Origin of the sequence: Burkholderia sp. Ac-20353, assembly GCF_017104785.1 — a bacterium.
Taxonomy (GTDB): Bacteria; Pseudomonadota; Gammaproteobacteria; order Burkholderiales; family Burkholderiaceae; genus Burkholderia.
Genome location: NZ_JAAGPL010000007.1, coordinates 20,215 through 36,573 on the forward strand (window position 1 = coordinate 20,215; position 16,359 = coordinate 36,573).

A 16,359-nucleotide genomic window follows, 5' to 3' on the forward strand; every position below is an offset into this window, starting at 1 on the left:
CGCTCAGCGCGACGCGCTGAGCAGGCCGCGCGCGGCCAGGTTGGCCATCAGTGCGCGCATGCCGAATGTCCAAGGCGCGATGCGCTCGCTCGTGCCGACGCGGTTGACCAGCGTGCCGAGCAGGCGGCTCGAGATCGTCACGATATCGCCGGCCTTGTGGGTGAAGCCGCCACCCGCCGTGTCGCGATCCTCGACCGGCGCGAACAGCGTGCCGAGGAACAGCATCGCGCCGTCCGGGTACTGGTGCGTCGCGCCGATCGCCTGCGCGACGAGATCAAGCGGATCGCGGGTGATCTCGTCCATCGAGCTCGTGCCGTGCAGCACGAAGCCGTCCTCCCCTTCGACACGCAGCGCCACCGTCGCGCGCCGCACGTCGTCGATCGAGAAGCTTTCGTCGAACAGCCGCACGAACGGGCCGATCGCGCACGAGCCGTTGTTGTCCTTGGCCTTGCCCAGGAGCAGTGCGCTTCGCCCTTCGAAGTCGCGCAGGTTCACGTCGTTGCCCAACGTCGCGCCGCGCACGCGGCCGCGGCTGTCGATCGCGAGCACGATCTCCGGCTCCGGGTTGTTCCAGACGGAGCCCGGATGCACGCCGATTGCCGTGCCCGACCCCAGCGACGACAGCACCGGCGCCTTCGTGAAAATCTCCGCGTCCGGGCCGATGCCGACTTCCAGGTACTGGGACCACATGCCGCGCGCGATCAGTAGTTGCTTCAGTTCCTGCGCTTGCGCGGAGCCGGGGCGCAGCGTCGCGAGACGGTCTCCGACCAGCGACTGGATCTGCTCGCGCAACTGCGCGGCGCCGTGCGGATCGCCCTTGGTCCGCTCCTCGATCACGCGCTCGATCAGGCTGCCGGCGAACGTGACGCCCGCCGCCTTGATCACCTGCAGGTCGCATGGCGCGAGCAAGTGCGCGGCGCCGGCGTCTCCGGTGTCGGCCGGCGCGTTCGCCAGCAGGCTGTCGAGCGTGCCGATCCACCGCCCCGGCGTGCCGCGCGCGACGGCGACCGGGTCGTCGCGCTCGAGCAGGTCGCTCATCGTCGGCGCGACATCGGACAGGTCGAACACGCCGTCTTCCCGCACGGCCACGAGCGCCGGCCCGGCGGGCGTGGACGCGGTGGCCGGCAGCCATGCGCGCCCGACGAGCATGCCGGCCGCGCCGTCCTCGGGGAGCGTGTTGCGGGCGGTCAGGGCAAGCTGCAGGGTCATCGTCGTCTCCAGGATTGTTGTCAGGGCACGCCGACCGGCATCGCGGCGATGCAAAGCGGATGTCAGCCACTTTAGGGACGATTGCCATAACAATCCAATCGCTTATTCAGTAGAATCGATTCCGATCAGTTATCGATATGACCGGGTTTACCTGATGCGTCCCACGACCGCCCCGCCGCCCTCGGCCATCCTCACCCGCCTGCGTTTCCGCCACCTGCAGTTGCTCGACGTGCTCGGGCGCACCCGCAACCTGCGCGTCGCCGCCGAGCAGATGCACATCACGCAGCCGGCCGCCACCAAGATCCTCGGCGACATCGAGGACATGCTGGAAACGCCGCTGTTCACCCGCCTGCCGCGCGAGATGCGCCCGACCGAGCTGGGCCTGTTCGCGATCCGCTACGCGAGCGCCGCTGTCGCCGACCTCGGCCGGTTCGCCGCTGAGTTCGACACGCTGCGCGCGGGCGGACACGGCCACCTGACGATCGGCGCGATTTCCGCGTCGGCGGCGCAGGTCGTGGCCGCCGGCATCCGCGACATCCTGCGCGAGCGGCCGCGCCTCGTGGTCAAGCTGGTCGAGCAGAGCAGCGACCAGCTGGCCGTCTGGCTCGAGGAGAAGAAGATCGACATCATGGTCGGCCGGCTAACCGAGCCGCGACACCAGGCGATCTTCGATTTCGAGGCACTGGCTGCCGAGCCGGTGTGGGTGGTCTGCGGCCGGCACCATCCGCTGCTCGCGCACGCGCGGCCAGAGCTCGCGGATCTCGCCGCATGGCCATGGGTGCTCTACCCGCCGGCTACCGCGATCCGCCAGCTGTTCGAGGAAACCATTGCCGCTGCGGGCATCCGCTCGGTGGCCGGGATGATCGAGACGTCATCGATTTTCTCGACGCTGCAACTGCTGCAGTCGAGCAACACGTTGTCGCTGCAACCGCGCGCCGCGGTCGAGAAATACGTCGCCGAAGGGCTGCTCGGCCAGTTGCCGGTGCCGATCCGTCGGTCGATGAGCCGATATGGCGTCGTTACGCGCAAGGGCGAGCGGCCGTCGGAGCCGATGGCTGCGTTTATTGACGCGCTTCGCCGGGCCGTTAGCCGCAATGCGGAACAGGAGGGTTGATCGCCGTGGAAGATCGCCGGGCGTCGGTCGAATCTGTTGACCGCGGCTGGCGCGTCCGAACAGCGTCGGAACCTTCACCGTGGATCATCGGTGCCGAATTTGCTTTGACAGGTGGGTGGGCAGCCTCGGTGGCAGGTGGTGTGTTGCTGTTGCGGCGGGCACCGAACCGATCCGAACGAACAGAACACGCAGCCTCGTGATGATCTTCGCCGCGTCGCATCTGTTCGTCCGCCAGATCGAAGCCGATCGCGGCGATCGGCGAGGCCGTGGGGTACCAGTCGGAGGCGGGGTTTCAGCGCGTGTTCAAGAAACACATGGGCTTGAGCCCGGCGCGGTGGCAGGCTCAACGGGAGACGGCGCCGGCACGCGGCCAAACCGCCGCCGGTACGCTGTAGGACTCGTCATCGCCACACGCCGGGCAACTCGGGCGGCCCGTGAAAGTGATGATCGGAGGAGTAACGGGTTGGATCGACGAAGGGATTGCGCTCGTCAAAGCAACATCGACGGAATCTGCGGGTGCCTAGAATAAACGCTGTCGGCAATACGTTTACTCGTTGTATTCGATCGCCTCGATCGCCCGCCGGCAGACTCCCATGGATGCTCGACCCCGCTCTCTCCCCCGCGCTGGCAGCGCGCTCTTGATGACGGCGTCTCTCGCGCTGTTCGTCGCGTGCGGAGGCGGCGGGGGCGGCGGCTCGGGCGTGGCGGCGGCGCCGTCCGTCTCGATGTCGGGCACGGCCGCCACCGGCAGGGCGCTCGCAAATGCGACGATCAGCATCACTTGCGTGCTGGGATCGTCGAGCGCGACCACGGACGCGGGCGGCAACTACCACGCGACGCTCGGCGCGCGTTTGCCCTGCCTTATCACCGCCACCTCGGGCTCCACCGTGCTGCATTCGATCGCGTTCGCCGGCGGCACCTTCAACGTCACACCGGAAACGGATCTGCTGCTGGCGTACATGGCGGCGCAGCTCGGCACGACACAAGGCAGCCTCATCGCGAGCTTCACTGCCAACGCACAGTTTCAGCTGGCGCTCGGGAACCCGAACGACGTGCTGAACGCGCAAGCGGCCGTCGGCCAGGCGCTCGATCAGCGATTCGCGCTCACGCTCGCCGTGCCGAGCTTCCTGACGACGCCGTTCGCCGTCGGGCAGCCCGGCGTCGACACGGATCTCACGGCGCTCGCGCACGCCGGCGCGATCGACTCGAACGGCGAGCCGGACCCTGTCGCCACCGCGCTCATGGCGACGGCGGGCACCCAGCATCCCCTGCCCGTGCTCCCGGTCCCCCCGACAGGCGGCGGCGGTCCCGGCGGCACCGGAACGGGAGGCGGCGGAGGGATGATGTAAATCTGGTATACCCCGACGTTCGCATGTTCGCTTTGACGAACCGCTTCTGGCTGCGTCCGGACCGACGATGTGGTTGGGTCTGCTCACAGCCGTTTGATACGGCACCGCGAGTGAAATAATCGACTACTAGTCAGCATTGACTGCTCTGATTTAATTTGCTTTGCTCGATAATTGCTTGCTCTCTATCATGCTCGCGATGGTCGGCGACATCGCGTTGAGCCGGACGCAGCTGGATGGCCCAGCCTTTATGGGTTGGCAGTGGTGGCTGGCGGATTCAACCGGTCGATGCAACACACTTGAAGCTGCACGGCAGCGAGGGGTGTTGCAATGAAGCAGAGACGGCGGATCTACTATACAGACAGCCAGAAAGCGTTAATGTGGGAGCACTGGCGCAAGGGCGATTCGCAGCAGCAGATCGCCCAGCTATTTGATCGAAACCACTCGTCGGTCCAGAGAATTCTGGCCGAAACGGGCGGCATACAACCGAGGCAACGGCACCGTTCAAGGTTGGCCCTGACCCTTGCCGAGCGGGAAGAAATCTCGCGCTCAGTGGTTGCCGGTGGTTCGATTCGCGCGATAGCGAACCGGCTCGGACGCGCTCCGTCCACCATTAGCCGCGAGCTTAAGCGGAACGGAGGTATGCAGGGCTATCGGGCGCACAATGCTGACGAACTTGCTTGGGAACGAACCTGTCGCCCCCAAGTCTGCAAGCTCGTCAGAAACCGGGAACTCGCGCAGGTCGTGGCAAGCAAGCTCCAGCTGCAGTGGTCGCCCGAGCAGATCGCCGGTTGGCTTAAACACGTGTACGCGGTCAACAGGGACTATCAGGTGTCGCACGAGACCATATACCGCAGTCTCTACATACAAGCTCGCGGTGCGCTCAAAAAGGAATTGCTCGAGCATTTACGGCGTTCGCGAGCCATGCGCCGTTCGCGTCATCACACAATGAAGACGGATGACCACGGCAGAATTTGCGACACCATCCCGATTAGTGAACGCCCCGCGACCGTTGAGGATCGCGCGATACCGGGCCACTGGGAAGGCGATTTGCTGTTCGGCGGCGCGAACAGTCAGATTGCGACGCTCGTCGAGCGTCAGAGCCGCTTCGTGATGCTGGTGAAGGTCGGCAGCAAGGATACGGAAGCGGTCATCAATGCGTTGATTCGGCACGCCGGCAGGCTTCCTCAGGAACGCTACAAATCACTGACCTGGGATCGGGGCAAAGAGATGGCCGATCACACACGCTTCACCGTGGCCACCGACATAAAGGTCTATTTTTGCGATCCGCAGAGCCATTGGCAACGTGGCTCGAACGAAAACACCATTGGGCTCCTGAGACAGTACTTCCCCAAGGGGATCGATCTCTCGGCCCATTCGCAGGCCAAGCTCGACGCCGTAGCCAGGCGGCTCAATGAGCGTCCGCGAAAGACGCTAGACTTCGATACACCGGCTGAACGATCCCATCAAGCCGTTGCATGGACCGGTTGAGTCCGCAGATAAGACTTGCCTGACAGCACGCAGATATGCGTGCGCCTTTCGCGCGTCGATCGGGCCAATGACATCGTACGGATCGCCGATTCAGCGGGTCACCAGCCCCCATGGCCGCGGTCAGTTTTCGGCGAGCGTTCTGGCCAGCCTGCGCGCGTGCTCGGCGAACCGTTCGGCGACCGGACTGAGTGTGCGGTTCCTCAGCGTGATCAGCATCGTCGGCACGGCCCAAGTCGGCAGCTCGATCGCTAGCACCTTGATCCATTCCTGATCTGGACCGAAGTGCAGCAGCGAGTGCGGCATCACGGTGACGAAACGCCCAGTGCGAAGCAGCGTGCGCCGCAGATTCAGCGATCCGGTCAACGTGCGGGCGCTCGGCGGTTTCGCCCCGATGGCACGAAACGCTTCAAAGATCGGCGAGTGCGGCCCGACCTCATTCGGCGACAGGATCCACGGGGCGTCGACGAGATCGGCGAGAGTGAGCCGGCGCCGCTTCACAGCCCATTCGCTGTTATTCGACACCACGATCCGCAATTGCTCGTGAAACAGCGGCTCGCCGCTCATGTCCGGGTCTGGCGCAGCGGTGAATGGCCTCGCGATCACCAGTTCGCAGATTCGCTCGCGCAGAAAGTGAGTCTGCAGCACGGGCGCATCGCCCGATGCAACCGAGAAAACCAGACGCGGATGTCGACGCGACATTTCTTCGATGATGGCCGCAGTCAGCCCTGCCGTAATCGTTTCCACGCATCCGATGCTGAGCTCGCCCGCGTCGGGGTCCGCGAGAAATTCCATCTCGACGGCGCCACGCCGCAATTCGTCGAAGATCGCCGCGCCGCGCTTGAGCAGCGCCTGCCCAAACACGGTTGGCACGACGCCGTGGTTGCTGCGGTCGACGAGCCGGACACCGAGAACGCTTTCCAGATCCGCTATCGCCTTGGATACGGCCGGCTGAGACATGTGAAGCTGTTGGGCTGCCTTTCGCATGCCCCCCGCGTTGATGACCGTCATCAGCGTGTCGAGATCGCGCAGCTTCAGTCGTCGTCGGAGTCGGTCGTCGTCCATGTCCACGCCTATTCTATTTCTTGATCATGCGATGCCAATTTGAAATTATATGTTGATCAAGCGTCAGCCTACGATGCTAACAGGGGCGGCCTGGCGAGCCTGCATGCCGCCGCCGGCGAGTGTTTCAAATATAAGGAGACGGCGATGATCATCCGAATGCTGGTGAATGCGAGTTTCGTTGCGTTGCTGATGCTCGCCGGCCTCGGTGCGGCGTGTGCAGACGACCTCAAGGTTTTCAGCACGCCGACGCTGAAATCGACGCTCGCCGAACTCGCGCCCGAATTCGAGTTGCAGAGCGGCCGTCGACTCGTGACGACATTCGACAATGCCGCGACGCTGAAACGTCGGATCGACGCAGGGGAGGCGTTTGACGTCGCAATCCTGCTGCCCGGTCAGATCGACGACCTGATTCACACCGGCAAGATCGCCTCGAGCACGCGTGCCGACGTCGCGAAAGCCTCAGTCGGAATGGCAGCGCGCGCGGATGTGCCGGTGCCGGATATCGGAACGGTCGACGCATTCAGGCAAGCGCTGATCAACGTCCGTTCGCTGTCGTGGTCGCCGGAAAGCGGGAGCGGAGCCTATCTCGTCGGACTACTCGACCGGCTCGGCATCTCGGACACGGTCAAACCGCATCTCGTACCTGTGCGGGGCGGCAACGTGATCGCGGCTGTAGCGGATGGCACGGCAGACGCGACCGTTATCACGGTGCCGAATATCGTCGATGTCCCGGGCGTCCGGCTGGTAGGTCTGCTGCCGCGCGAACTCCAGCACGACACGGTGTACACCGCGGGCATTGGCCGCGATACGGAGGATCCCACCGCTGCGAGGGCGCTGATCCGTGTACTGACATCGGCCGAAGCGACGGCCGTGTTGCGTAAAAAGGGCTTTGAGCCGCCGACGCCGTAGCCAGGCGGCTCAATGAGCGTCCGCGAAAGACGCTAGACTTCGATACACCGGCTGAGCGATTTCATCAATTCGTTGCATCGACGGGTTGAATCCGCAGTCGACATCTGTCCGATGGCGACAACGTTCGCGTCGCCGTCTCAGCTGTTCGTCACATACCGGCTCGATATGCGAAACCGTCGCGATCCCGGCCATTTCGGACGCCCGCACGAATTCACGAATCGGTGTCGGTCCGATCTCCGCACGCCGACGGCATCGATTCGAACGACACCGATGCCACCGCGTCGCGCATCATTCCACCGCTGCTACCGTGCGGCCTCTTCGAACGGCACGCCGGCAGCGACCTGATCGACGACGGCCACCGCCGCTCGCGCGCCGCCATGCGCGGCCATCCACTCGCTCGTGCGACACGCCGCTTTCGCATACAGATGCGAATCCGTGAGCGCCGCCCGATTCCAGTCGAACATGCCGGCCGGCAGGTCTGCGGGCGGGGCAACCAGGCACCGGTTCGCGCGGTCGACCGGGGCCAGGTATCGAAGGTCGTTCGACGACACCATCGCAATCCCTTCATCGAACCAGATCGGAATCCGGCCGGTGGCAAACGCCCACGGCCCGACGCGATGATGCAGCTCGTTCATCGACAGCTCGTGAGCCGCGATGACGACATTGCCGCCACGCGGGGACAGCACCGCGACCCGGTCGTACAGCGACATCCCGCGTCGCCGCCCGCCTCCCATTCGGCGGAAACACGCTTCGTCCGAGCAAACGAAGATACGCGGCGTAGCCTTGAGCGGCCCCCAGAAATCGGTCAGCCGGCTGCGGGCCTCGCCGATCATCCCGACGATGGCCGCCTGCTCGGCTTCGCCGACCTGCTTCTGCACGTAGATGTCGGTGCCGGCCTGTCGGAAGCCGTAGCATGCGGGGCACGCCGCCGCGGCAGCGGACGGCAACGCGTAGATCATTCCGGCAACGCCCAGCGCGATCGTCGCGGCCGTGACGGCGCCCGCGATGCGAAGGTGCTTTCTCGTGGTTTTTCGAATCATCTCAATGTGCGTCCTTCAAATCATCGCGCACGGTCGGATAGGCGGCAGACCGCGTCGACGCAATTCGATCGAAACCGCTATCCGTCGATCGGCATCAGTTCGTAGCTCGTACTCCGCCCGCCGGAGGACGAACGTCGCAATACGCCATTCGTCACCAGTTCGGTGATGTCGCGCAGCGCGGTGTCTTGCGAGCATTTCGTCAACGCTGCCCATTTGGTGGTGGTGAGCTTCCCCTCGAAGCCGTCGAGCAGACGATTGATCACCTTGACCTGACGTGCATTCATCGGGACGCCCGCGAAGCGCTGCCAGAAGCGCGCCTTCGCCAATACCGCATCGAGCGTCGTGTGCGCCTGATCGATCGCTTGATGCAGCGCATCCAGAAACCAGGCCAGCCACGCCGTCACGTCAAGCGTGCCCCGTTGCGTGCGCTCCAGATTGTCGTAGTAGGCGTTGCGCTCGCGCTGTATTTGCGCCGACAGGCTATAGAAACGCTGGGGGCTCCGATCGGCGCGCGCCAGCACGAGATCGCCGAGCGCGCGCGCAATGCGGCCGTTGCCGTCATCGAACGGATGGAGCGTGACGAACCAGAGGTGGGCCAGGCCCGCACGGATCAACAGGGGTTCAGTCGGCTCAGCGTTGAGCCATGCGAGAAACGCGCCGGTTTCGTTCGCGAGCCGCGCCGCAGGCGGCGCTTCGAAGTGGACACGCTGCCGTCCGATCGGTCCCGACACGACCTGCATCGGGCCATTCGCATCCGTACGCCAGCCACCGACGGTAATCCTGGACATTCCGGAATATCCGGTCGGGAAAAGCGCCGCGTGCCAGCCGAACAGACGCGCTTCGGTAACGGGCGCGGCGGCATTCGCCGTTGCGTCCAGCACCATCTCGACCACACCTTCGACATGTCGGTCGACCGGAGCCAGCGCGCCAATGTCGACGCCAAGTCGACGGGCAATCGACGAGCGCACCGACGCAACGTTCAGGTGCTCGCCTTCGATCGCACTGGTCTTGACGACGTCGTCCGTCAAGACAGCCAGACTGGCCTCATCCCGCAGCGACATGCCGACGTCCGCCAGTCGGCCGGCCAGCAGACCTTGCGCACGGCTGACGTCGGCGAGCGGCGTGGCAAGTGCCGCGAGGTCGAAACGCCACGCGGGCCAGTCGCCGGCTTCCCAAATGAATGTCCATTCTCCGCTCATGATGCGGAGATTATGCCACGCATTGACCGCATCCTCCGATATTCACCGCATATTTTGCGGCGAATATCCGGTCATTCGCCGCACCACTCGCGTGGGCCACCGCCTACGACCGCGCATCCGACGCAGCCCGCCTGTCCGAAGCGCCACCCTGCCCCAGCCGCTGCGCAACGAATGCGACGAACGTGCGCAGCGTGACGAACCCTTCCCGATGCTGCGGAAACACCGCATTGAGCCTCAGCGGCGCCGGCTCGTACGCGTCGAGCACCGGCACGAGCGCGCCCGTGCCGAGCGCCGGGCCGACGATGAAGTGCGGCAGCCGCGCGATGCCGAGCCCGGCGATCGCCGCATCGCGGACAACTTCGCCGTTGTTCGCGACGAGCGGCCCCTGCACGTCGAAGGTGCGCGGCGCGCCGTCGACCCGGAACTCCCAGCCGACCCGCCGCTCGCGGCCATACAGCAGGCAGGTGTGTTCATCGAGTTCCGCCGGCGTCGCCGGCGCGCCGCGCTCGCGCAGATAGCCGGGACTGCAGCACGCGACCATCCGCCACTCGCCTAGCGGACGGGCAACCAGCGTCGAATCCTCGAGCGGACCGATGCGCAGCACGAGATCGAAGCCTTCACCGATCAGGTCGACACGCCGGTCCGTCAGGTCGAGATTGAGCCGCACGGCCGGATGCGCGGCAAGAAACTCGGCGATCAGCGGCGACAGGTGCGTGATCCCGAACGACAGCGGCGCACTGATCTTCAGCGAACCGTGCAGCTCGGTGCTGCGCACCGACATCGCCTGCTCGGCGTCGGCCACCTCGGCGAGGATCCGCTGCGCACGCGCATAGAACTCCTGCCCCGATTCGGTCACGGCCAGGTTGCGCGTGTTGCGCAGCAGCAAGCGCACGCCGAGCGCCGCCTCGAGCGCCATCGTCCGCCGGCTGACGAACTGCTTCGACAGCATCAGCTGGTCGGCCGCCGCCGTGAAGCTGCCCGCATCGACCGTCGCGACAAAGATCCGAAGATCGCCAAGTTCCATATATCGTCCACCGATGATTGTCCACCCATGCGAGACAGTGATTATCTCCCTAACCATTTATTTGTCAAATCGATTGACCTAAGCTTGATCCCAACGAACGGCCGAGCGCACTTCCGCGGTCAGGCCACTTTCAGGACATACCAAAATGATCGAGATCCGTGCAGCAAACCAACGCGGCCGTGCCGAGCACGGCTGGCTCAGTTCCCGTCATACGTTTTCGTTTGCGAATTACTACGACCCGAAGCAGGTCGGCTTTTCGGACCTGCTCGTGATCAACGACGACCGCGTGATGCAGGGTCAAGGCTTCGGCACGCACCCGCACCGCGACATGGAGATCCTGTCGTACGTGCTCGAAGGCGCGCTCGAACACAAGGACTCGATGGGCACCGGCTCGGTGATCGTGCCCGGCGACGTGCAGCTGATGAGCGCCGGCACCGGCGTGCGGCACAGCGAGTTCAACCACTCGCGCGAAGTGCCCGTGCACTTCCTGCAGATCTGGATCGGGCCGGGCGAGAAAGGTGCGGAGCCGCGGTATCAGCAGACCAACATCGCGCCGGGCGACAAGCGCGGCAAGCTCACGCTCGTCGTGTCGCCCGACGGCGACGCAGGCTCGCTGAAGATCCGGCAGGACACGCGGATCTACGCCGGCCTGTTCGACGGCGACGAACGCGCGACGCTCGAACTGGCGCCGAACCGCTATGCATACGTGCACGTCGCGCGCGGCAGTGTGGCTGTCAACGGCGTGACGCTCAGCGAAGGCGACGGCGCACGGGTGCGCAGCGAACAGGCGCTGACCTTCGCGGACGGCAAGGACGCCGAAGTGCTGGTGTTCGACCTGCGTCCGGTCGAAGTAACGGCCGAGTGGGCCTGACAGCAGGTTCGGGCAGGTTCGGGAAGGCTCGGTTGGGCTCGGGAAGGCTCGGGCCCGACTCGGATTACCGGGCCCCGCAACGATGCGGGGCCCTTTTCAACGGAGAAATCGCATCATGGCCAAGGTTCTGGTTCTGTATTACTCGTCGTACGGGCACATCGAAACGATGGCGCAACACATCGTCGAAGGCGCGCAAGCGGTGCCGGGCGTTGAAGTGACGCTCAAGCGCGTGCCGGAAACCATCCCGGCCGACGCGGCCAAATCGATCGGCATCAAGCTGGACCAGGCAGCGCCGGTCGCAACGCCGGACGAACTGGCCAACTACGACGCGATCATCTTCGGCACGCCGACCCGCTTCGGCAACATGGCCGGCCAGATGCGCACGTTCCTCGACCAGACGGGCGGACTGTGGATGAAGGGCGCGCTCGTCGGCAAGATCGGCAGCGTGTTCGCGTCGACCGGCACGCAGCACGGCGGACAGGAAACGACGATCACGTCGTTCCATACGACGCTGCTGCACCACGGGATGGTGATCGTCGGCGTGCCGTATGCGTGCAGCGGCCTCGTCAACATGAACGAAATCACGGGCGGCACGCCGTATGGCGCGACGACGCTGGCCGGTGCGGACGGCAGCCGCCAGCCGAGCGCGAACGAACTCGAGATCGCGCGCTACCAGGGCAAGCACGTCGCGGAGCTCGCGAAAAAGCTCGCTTCGTAAGCGCGTAAGCGTGTTCAGTGCGGCGGCGGCGATCGCGCCGCCGCGCGCGGGCCCAGGCCCGTTACTGGTTACTGGCCGGGTGCCGATGCCGCGCCGGCCGGCGTCTTGCCGGTGGCGGACTTGTCGCCGGTCAGCGAATAGCCGCTGTGCTCGATCTTGCGCAGGTCCTCCGCATGCTTTGCGCGCTTCGCCTTGCGCTCGGCCTTGCGCTTCACCTTGTCGAGTTGCTTCTGGGTCGGCGCGGCGGTCGAAGCCGACGTCGCGCCCGGCGCCGTGCCCGACGCCCCATCCTGCGCGAACACGACCGGCGCTTGCGCAAGCGCCAGACCGACCGACGCCGCCACGGCCAACGTCACCATACGAAACTTCTTCATTACCGGATCTCCTTGTCGATTGTTGATTGTGAATCGGGCGCCAGCGGGCACGCAGCCGGTGTCGGCGTGCGCCGACGGCGTCCACGCAACGTTAGCCGAACACAATCCCGTTGTCCCGACGCGATGTCTGATCTTCCGGATAACGGCCGCGATAGGTCGCCGACGCGTGGCGTGGCGAGCATCGATGCGGCCGGGATCGTCGAATGCACACACGCGGGCGACGCGACGGCTACGCGCGCCAGATGGCGCGACGCTTCAAGTGTCATCACGCGCCTCTGCCTGCTGCAACGGAAGGTGAGAATAAACAGGAGCCGGTGTCGATGGCCGCTGGCATACCGTTGACTCGTCGTGTTCTGCCAAGCGCAGCATTGAAAACCTGATGCGGCAGGTCGGTCGTCGAGCCGAACTGTCAGCGAGCTTACGTTGCGCTACGATATTCGTCAGGTACGTGGTAATTCACCACGCGTGAGGTACGATCCGTCCGGCCCGAATTTGGCCTTTGTCCCTCGCAACGTAACCAGAGCCATGTCCCCTCGATCAAGCACGCCCGAACTCAAAGAGCGAGCCACCGTCGTCTGCCGTCAAGGGCAGAGAGTCCTGCTCGTGGCGCGTACCGCGTCGCGCTGGGCACTGCCGGGCGGCACCATCAAGTCTGACGAATTGCCCCTTGATGCAGCCTGTCGCGAACTCAGGGAAGAAACGGGTTTGATCGCGCTGGAATTGACCTATGTTTTTCAGTTCGGAGGATTAACGAAACTGCACCACGTGTTTGTGGCCGACGTCCCGGTGCACGCCAAACCGCAACCGGGCATGGAGATCACACGATGTCGATGGTTCGGACATTTCGAGGTGAATTCTCTTCCGACCAGCGTGCCCACCCTGCAGATCGTCGAGCTTCTGTACAACCGTTCGCTCGTGAGCGCAGAAGATGGGTCTGCGGGCCAAATAACGTCACCATCGGACACCCCGATTGAATGAGCCGACTGCAACGTCAATCCGCACATGTCGAGGCACCGATGAACAGCACGTACGACTATCACGGTTACACGATCGAAGTGCGATGCGAAGCCGATACCGGCCTCGCTGACGCCTGCACCCAGACCACGAGCAACAGTCGGGGATACGTTGCCGTTGTGCGGGTCCGGATGACCGACACGTCTTCACTAATCTTTACGCCCGTTCGACTGGCAGGCGATCGCGGGAAGCCGTTTGCCGAAAGTCTGGATGCGTTGAGTGCCGGGCGCGCAGCAGGACAGATCATTGTTGATGACCTGCTGCCGAGCGCCTCGATGTGCGACCTGCAATCGCGGAACTAGCGAAGTGGTGCCGGCTCCATTCAGTGTCGCTTTTTGCGCATCATTTCATGACCGGCGTACACGGCGAGGAGTGCGCCGAACATCGTGGCGCTAATGGCCAAGGACTCATCGAACTTGCCGGAGCCACTCACGAGCTTTGAGGCGATTCCGAGGCCAACTCCAGCAGCCACCAATAAGACACCTGCAAGCACACCCCAGACCGGCCCGGCCGGCACATTTTCCCGATTCAGCATATCGCCTCCCATACTTGGTTGTTTTTCCGATCATGTCGGTAAAAAAAACCTGCGACAAGCCATTGGGAGAATATTGAACCGCCAGTGCGGGCATCGAGTGTGTTGCCGGTTTCTACTCGTTGATTCCCTTTGTCAGCGACCAGCGTCTCATCGTTTCACCGCCCTTGAACCGACTCGATGAGCATGTGTCCATCGACACCAGTCGTGATGATCCAGGTTCCTGACCAATTCAGCACGACGATGCTCACGGCGATAGTGGCTCACGACAGCGATCGCCGCGAGCGCCAGCACGAACGTCCCGACCACAATCCCAACCCATGATCCGTCCATCGTTGCCTCCGTCATTGCGTCCAGTTCTTGCGACGGGCGACTTCCACGAGGTCTGGGAGTGATGGTCGATTATCACGCTGACCCGCCTGCTTGAATAGGCCACGCAGGACTTGCCGCATTGCCAGCTTCGCTCAACGAATGCGCGAGACCGCTTTCAGGACGGCATGACCTTCGGCCGTCACCTGAATATGCCGATCATCTGACGCCAGCGGATCGAAGGCGATCAGTTGGCGCTCCAATAACGTGAAAAGCTCTTCGCGGTGGGATTCAATCTGGTCTGGGGCGTCCCACGCCATCATCAACGTGGTGAGTTCGTGCGGACTGAGCATCGTCAGCATAGGCTCCTTGCATCGAAACATTCGGGTTACGGATGCATGCGCCGCCCCATGGCGACAGCACATCGCTGTGGTCGCAACAACAACGCGACGCACGTCGATGACCGCGTGACCGCGGCCGAAGCGCACGCCGTCAGCGTGCGCGTCACGACATTCGTGCGGGTCGGCGCGTGCCTCGCAAGACGCTTAGAAGCGCGGAAGGCTGAGGGAATGAAATTCGACTTGCGATCCGACGATCTTCAACCATTCCACCTGAGTATTCGACGCAATGGCGGCAAGTTGACCGCCGTACGACAGCGCTTTATCGGCGCTCGACTGAAAGAGCTTCGTGTGGTGCGCGATGGATTGCTCCGGAGCCTTGAACGACAGTGTTTCCGACCAATACGAGCCACTTTCGGCAAGCGCCTGTCGAGCCGAGTGCAGGTTCAATTGAATCATTTGCTCGCAACCTTGGAACACCTGATTCGCGAGCGCAAACATCGCGGCCGTTGTGGCTTTGCTTGACGCAACAAGTTGTTCCGGCGTGAAACTCGTCATTCGTACGCTCCCTTGTGTGGTTCGACGTAGACCCCGCATTTGCCCGCCTGAAAGATACGCGGGCGGCAAGGGCAAGCGGGACAACCCCGACTATTTCTCGTCCGAACACAATGTTCGTTTGGCGGAATCATTCTAGCGTTTCAGAATTGAATCAGGGGTGTGGCCATGTAGGTGGATGCCCCAACCCGGAAACGTTTCCAGTCGCACCGATTGAGCGGGCATGCCAAACCACATGAAGCCCGGATCGTCTGAAGCCCGTTACCCAAACTGTTCGCTCAGCGTCGACAGGGCGCTGCATAAGGCGTCAATCGCGCCGGGAGTCGACCAGCGAGCTGTGCACCGCTGGTGTCGCAGACATGAATATTTGTCGCGCTAGACTGTGACGCATTCTTCTGACCACAATGTGGCGACCACGTTTCTTGAGCGCCTCCTGCAGGCGGTCACCGGAGCAAAAACGACGATGACATGACCGGTCGATTCGTCGACGGGAGTCCCCTATGCCAAACAAACACATGTCAAGCCACTTCGACGCTGAGCTGCAGCATCTGTCGTCGAAATTTCTCGAGATGGGGGGCATCGTCGAGTCGCAATTGAATGATGCGATCGCGGCGCTGAACCGCTTTGACCTGAACCTGGTCGAGAAGGTCATTGCAATGGAGCGTCGTCTCAACGAGATGGAAGTCGAGATCGACGCCGAGTGCTGCAACGTGATCGCGCGACGGCAACCGGCTGCGTCCGACTTGCGTCTACTGGTGGCGATCTCGAAGGGCATCACCAATCTCGAGCGCGCTGGCGACGAAGCGCGCAAGGTCGCGAAGCGGACCCGGCGTATTGCCCAGGAGGGTGCAGGCACGAAGATCAACATCGCAGAAATACTGTTGTCCGGTCAGCTGGCAGCGGCCATCATGCGCCGTGCCCTCGACGCATTCGCACGACTCGATACCCGTGCCGCAGCCCAACTCTTGCGCGACGACGATGCGATCGATGATCAATACCGCGGATTCATGCGCAAGCTGGTCACGTACATGGCCGAGGACCCGCGTGTCATCTCCGACGCGCTTGACTACCTGGCCATCGCATCGGCCATAGAACGCATCGGTGACCATGCGACGAATCTGGCGGAACTCGTCATCTATATCGTCAAGGGAACGGACGTCCGCCACATGCCACGTGAGCAAATCGAGCAAGAAGCCCTGCGCAAATGAAAGCTCGTGAGCGGTGCGGTGACCTGGAGCGGTCGGTTGCATCGGA

At 63.6% G+C, this 16,359-nt stretch carries 18 protein-coding genes and 1 pseudogene; 10 read left to right on the top strand and 9 right to left on the bottom strand.

The annotated features are described in order from the left end of the window. Nucleotides 1-3: 3 nt before the first annotated feature. Complete coding sequence (locus G3N94_RS03195; protein WP_205790646.1) at nt 4-1,209, bottom strand: fumarylacetoacetate hydrolase family protein; 1,206 nt, start codon at nt 1,207-1,209, stop codon at nt 4-6. A gap of 154 nt (nt 1,210-1,363) precedes the next feature. On the opposite strand from G3N94_RS03195, the gene G3N94_RS03200 reads away from it, so the two are divergent. The 4 genes and pseudogenes from G3N94_RS03200 to G3N94_RS03215 all read left to right on the top strand — a co-directional run bounded on the left by G3N94_RS03200 (nt 1,364) and on the right by G3N94_RS03215 (nt 5,160). Continuing rightward, nucleotides 1,364-2,323 (top strand): LysR family transcriptional regulator, encoded by a 960-nt coding sequence (locus G3N94_RS03200; protein ID WP_205790647.1) that lies wholly within the window; start codon nt 1,364-1,366, stop codon nt 2,321-2,323. Nucleotides 2,324-2,568: 245 nt separating this feature from the next. Beyond that, a pseudogene (locus tag G3N94_RS03205) lies at nt 2,569-2,718 on the top strand (AraC family transcriptional regulator); the annotation flags it as partial. A gap of 198 nt (nt 2,719-2,916) precedes the next feature. Further along, entirely contained in the window at nt 2,917-3,672 is a 756-nt protein-coding gene (locus tag G3N94_RS03210; RefSeq protein ID WP_205790648.1) for a hypothetical protein, read from the top strand. A gap of 327 nt (nt 3,673-3,999) precedes the next feature. Continuing rightward, nucleotides 4,000-5,160 carry an IS30 family transposase gene (locus G3N94_RS03215; RefSeq protein ID WP_205790649.1) on the top strand — a complete coding sequence of 387 codons (1,161 nt, stop codon included), beginning with the start codon at nt 4,000-4,002 and terminating at the stop codon, nt 5,158-5,160. Nucleotides 5,161-5,280: 120 nt separating this feature from the next. Here the strand turns inward: G3N94_RS03215 and G3N94_RS03220 are convergent, their stop codons facing one another. Then, entirely contained in the window at nt 5,281-6,222 is a 942-nt protein-coding gene (locus G3N94_RS03220; protein ID WP_205790650.1) for a LysR family transcriptional regulator, read from the bottom strand. 39 nt (nt 6,223-6,261) lie between these two features. On the opposite strand from G3N94_RS03220, the gene G3N94_RS03225 reads away from it, so the two are divergent. Next, nucleotides 6,262-7,131: a substrate-binding domain-containing protein gene (locus G3N94_RS03225; RefSeq protein ID WP_205790651.1), complete on the top strand. Its 870-nt coding sequence runs from the start codon at nt 6,262-6,264 to the stop codon at nt 7,129-7,131. A 302-nt stretch (nt 7,132-7,433) separates the two neighbouring features. Here G3N94_RS03225 and G3N94_RS03230 read toward each other — a convergent pair whose 3' ends face one another. The 3 genes from G3N94_RS03230 to G3N94_RS03240 form a co-directional block, all read right to left on the bottom strand. Then, entirely contained in the window at nt 7,434-8,171 is a 738-nt protein-coding gene (locus G3N94_RS03230) for a hypothetical protein (protein ID WP_205790652.1), read from the bottom strand. 77 nt (nt 8,172-8,248) lie between these two features. Beyond that, the gene (locus tag G3N94_RS03235; RefSeq protein ID WP_205790653.1) at nt 8,249-9,370 is read right to left on the bottom strand and encodes a Fic family protein; all 1,122 of its coding nucleotides are present in this window, start codon (nt 9,368-9,370) and stop codon (nt 8,249-8,251) included. 103 nt (nt 9,371-9,473) lie between these two features. Beyond that, on the bottom strand, nt 9,474-10,394 hold the full coding sequence (locus G3N94_RS03240; RefSeq protein WP_205790654.1) for a LysR family transcriptional regulator: 921 nt from the start codon (nt 10,392-10,394) through the stop codon (nt 9,474-9,476). 145 nt (nt 10,395-10,539) lie between these two features. On the opposite strand from G3N94_RS03240, the gene G3N94_RS03245 reads away from it, so the two are divergent. Together G3N94_RS03245 and wrbA are read left to right on the top strand one after the other, a co-directional pair. Beyond that, nucleotides 10,540-11,265: a pirin family protein gene (locus tag G3N94_RS03245; RefSeq protein WP_205790655.1), complete on the top strand. Its 726-nt coding sequence runs from the start codon at nt 10,540-10,542 to the stop codon at nt 11,263-11,265. A gap of 115 nt (nt 11,266-11,380) precedes the next feature. Beyond that, on the top strand, nt 11,381-11,983 hold the full coding sequence (gene wrbA / locus G3N94_RS03250) for an NAD(P)H:quinone oxidoreductase (protein WP_205790656.1): 603 nt from the start codon (nt 11,381-11,383) through the stop codon (nt 11,981-11,983). A gap of 68 nt (nt 11,984-12,051) precedes the next feature. Here wrbA and G3N94_RS03255 read toward each other — a convergent pair whose 3' ends face one another. Then, on the bottom strand, nt 12,052-12,357 hold the full coding sequence (locus G3N94_RS03255) for a hypothetical protein (RefSeq protein WP_205790657.1): 306 nt from the start codon (nt 12,355-12,357) through the stop codon (nt 12,052-12,054). Nucleotides 12,358-12,882: 525 nt separating this feature from the next. Between G3N94_RS03255 and G3N94_RS03260 the strand changes: the two genes are divergently transcribed. Both G3N94_RS03260 and G3N94_RS03265 read left to right on the top strand, forming a co-directional pair. Next, nucleotides 12,883-13,335 carry an NUDIX hydrolase gene (locus G3N94_RS03260; protein ID WP_205790658.1) on the top strand — a complete coding sequence of 151 codons (453 nt, stop codon included), beginning with the start codon at nt 12,883-12,885 and terminating at the stop codon, nt 13,333-13,335. Nucleotides 13,336-13,373: 38 nt separating this feature from the next. After that, on the top strand, nt 13,374-13,673 hold the full coding sequence (locus tag G3N94_RS03265) for a hydrogenase maturation factor (protein WP_205790659.1): 300 nt from the start codon (nt 13,374-13,376) through the stop codon (nt 13,671-13,673). A gap of 20 nt (nt 13,674-13,693) precedes the next feature. On the opposite strand, the gene G3N94_RS03270 is transcribed toward G3N94_RS03265, so the two are convergent. The 3 genes from G3N94_RS03270 to phaP all read right to left on the bottom strand — a co-directional run bounded on the left by G3N94_RS03270 (nt 13,694) and on the right by phaP (nt 15,108). Continuing rightward, on the bottom strand, nt 13,694-13,906 hold the full coding sequence (locus G3N94_RS03270; RefSeq protein ID WP_205790660.1) for a hypothetical protein: 213 nt from the start codon (nt 13,904-13,906) through the stop codon (nt 13,694-13,696). Between the two features lie 461 nt (nt 13,907-14,367). Further along, complete coding sequence (locus tag G3N94_RS03275; protein WP_205790741.1) at nt 14,368-14,565, bottom strand: hypothetical protein; 198 nt, start codon at nt 14,563-14,565, stop codon at nt 14,368-14,370. A gap of 192 nt (nt 14,566-14,757) precedes the next feature. Next, on the bottom strand, nt 14,758-15,108 hold the full coding sequence (gene phaP / locus G3N94_RS03280; RefSeq protein WP_205790661.1) for a TIGR01841 family phasin: 351 nt from the start codon (nt 15,106-15,108) through the stop codon (nt 14,758-14,760). 497 nt (nt 15,109-15,605) lie between these two features. On the opposite strand from phaP, the gene phoU reads away from it, so the two are divergent. Next, entirely contained in the window at nt 15,606-16,313 is a 708-nt protein-coding gene (phoU, locus tag G3N94_RS03285; RefSeq protein WP_205790662.1) for a phosphate signaling complex protein PhoU, read from the top strand. Nucleotides 16,314-16,359: the final 46 nt, after the last annotated feature.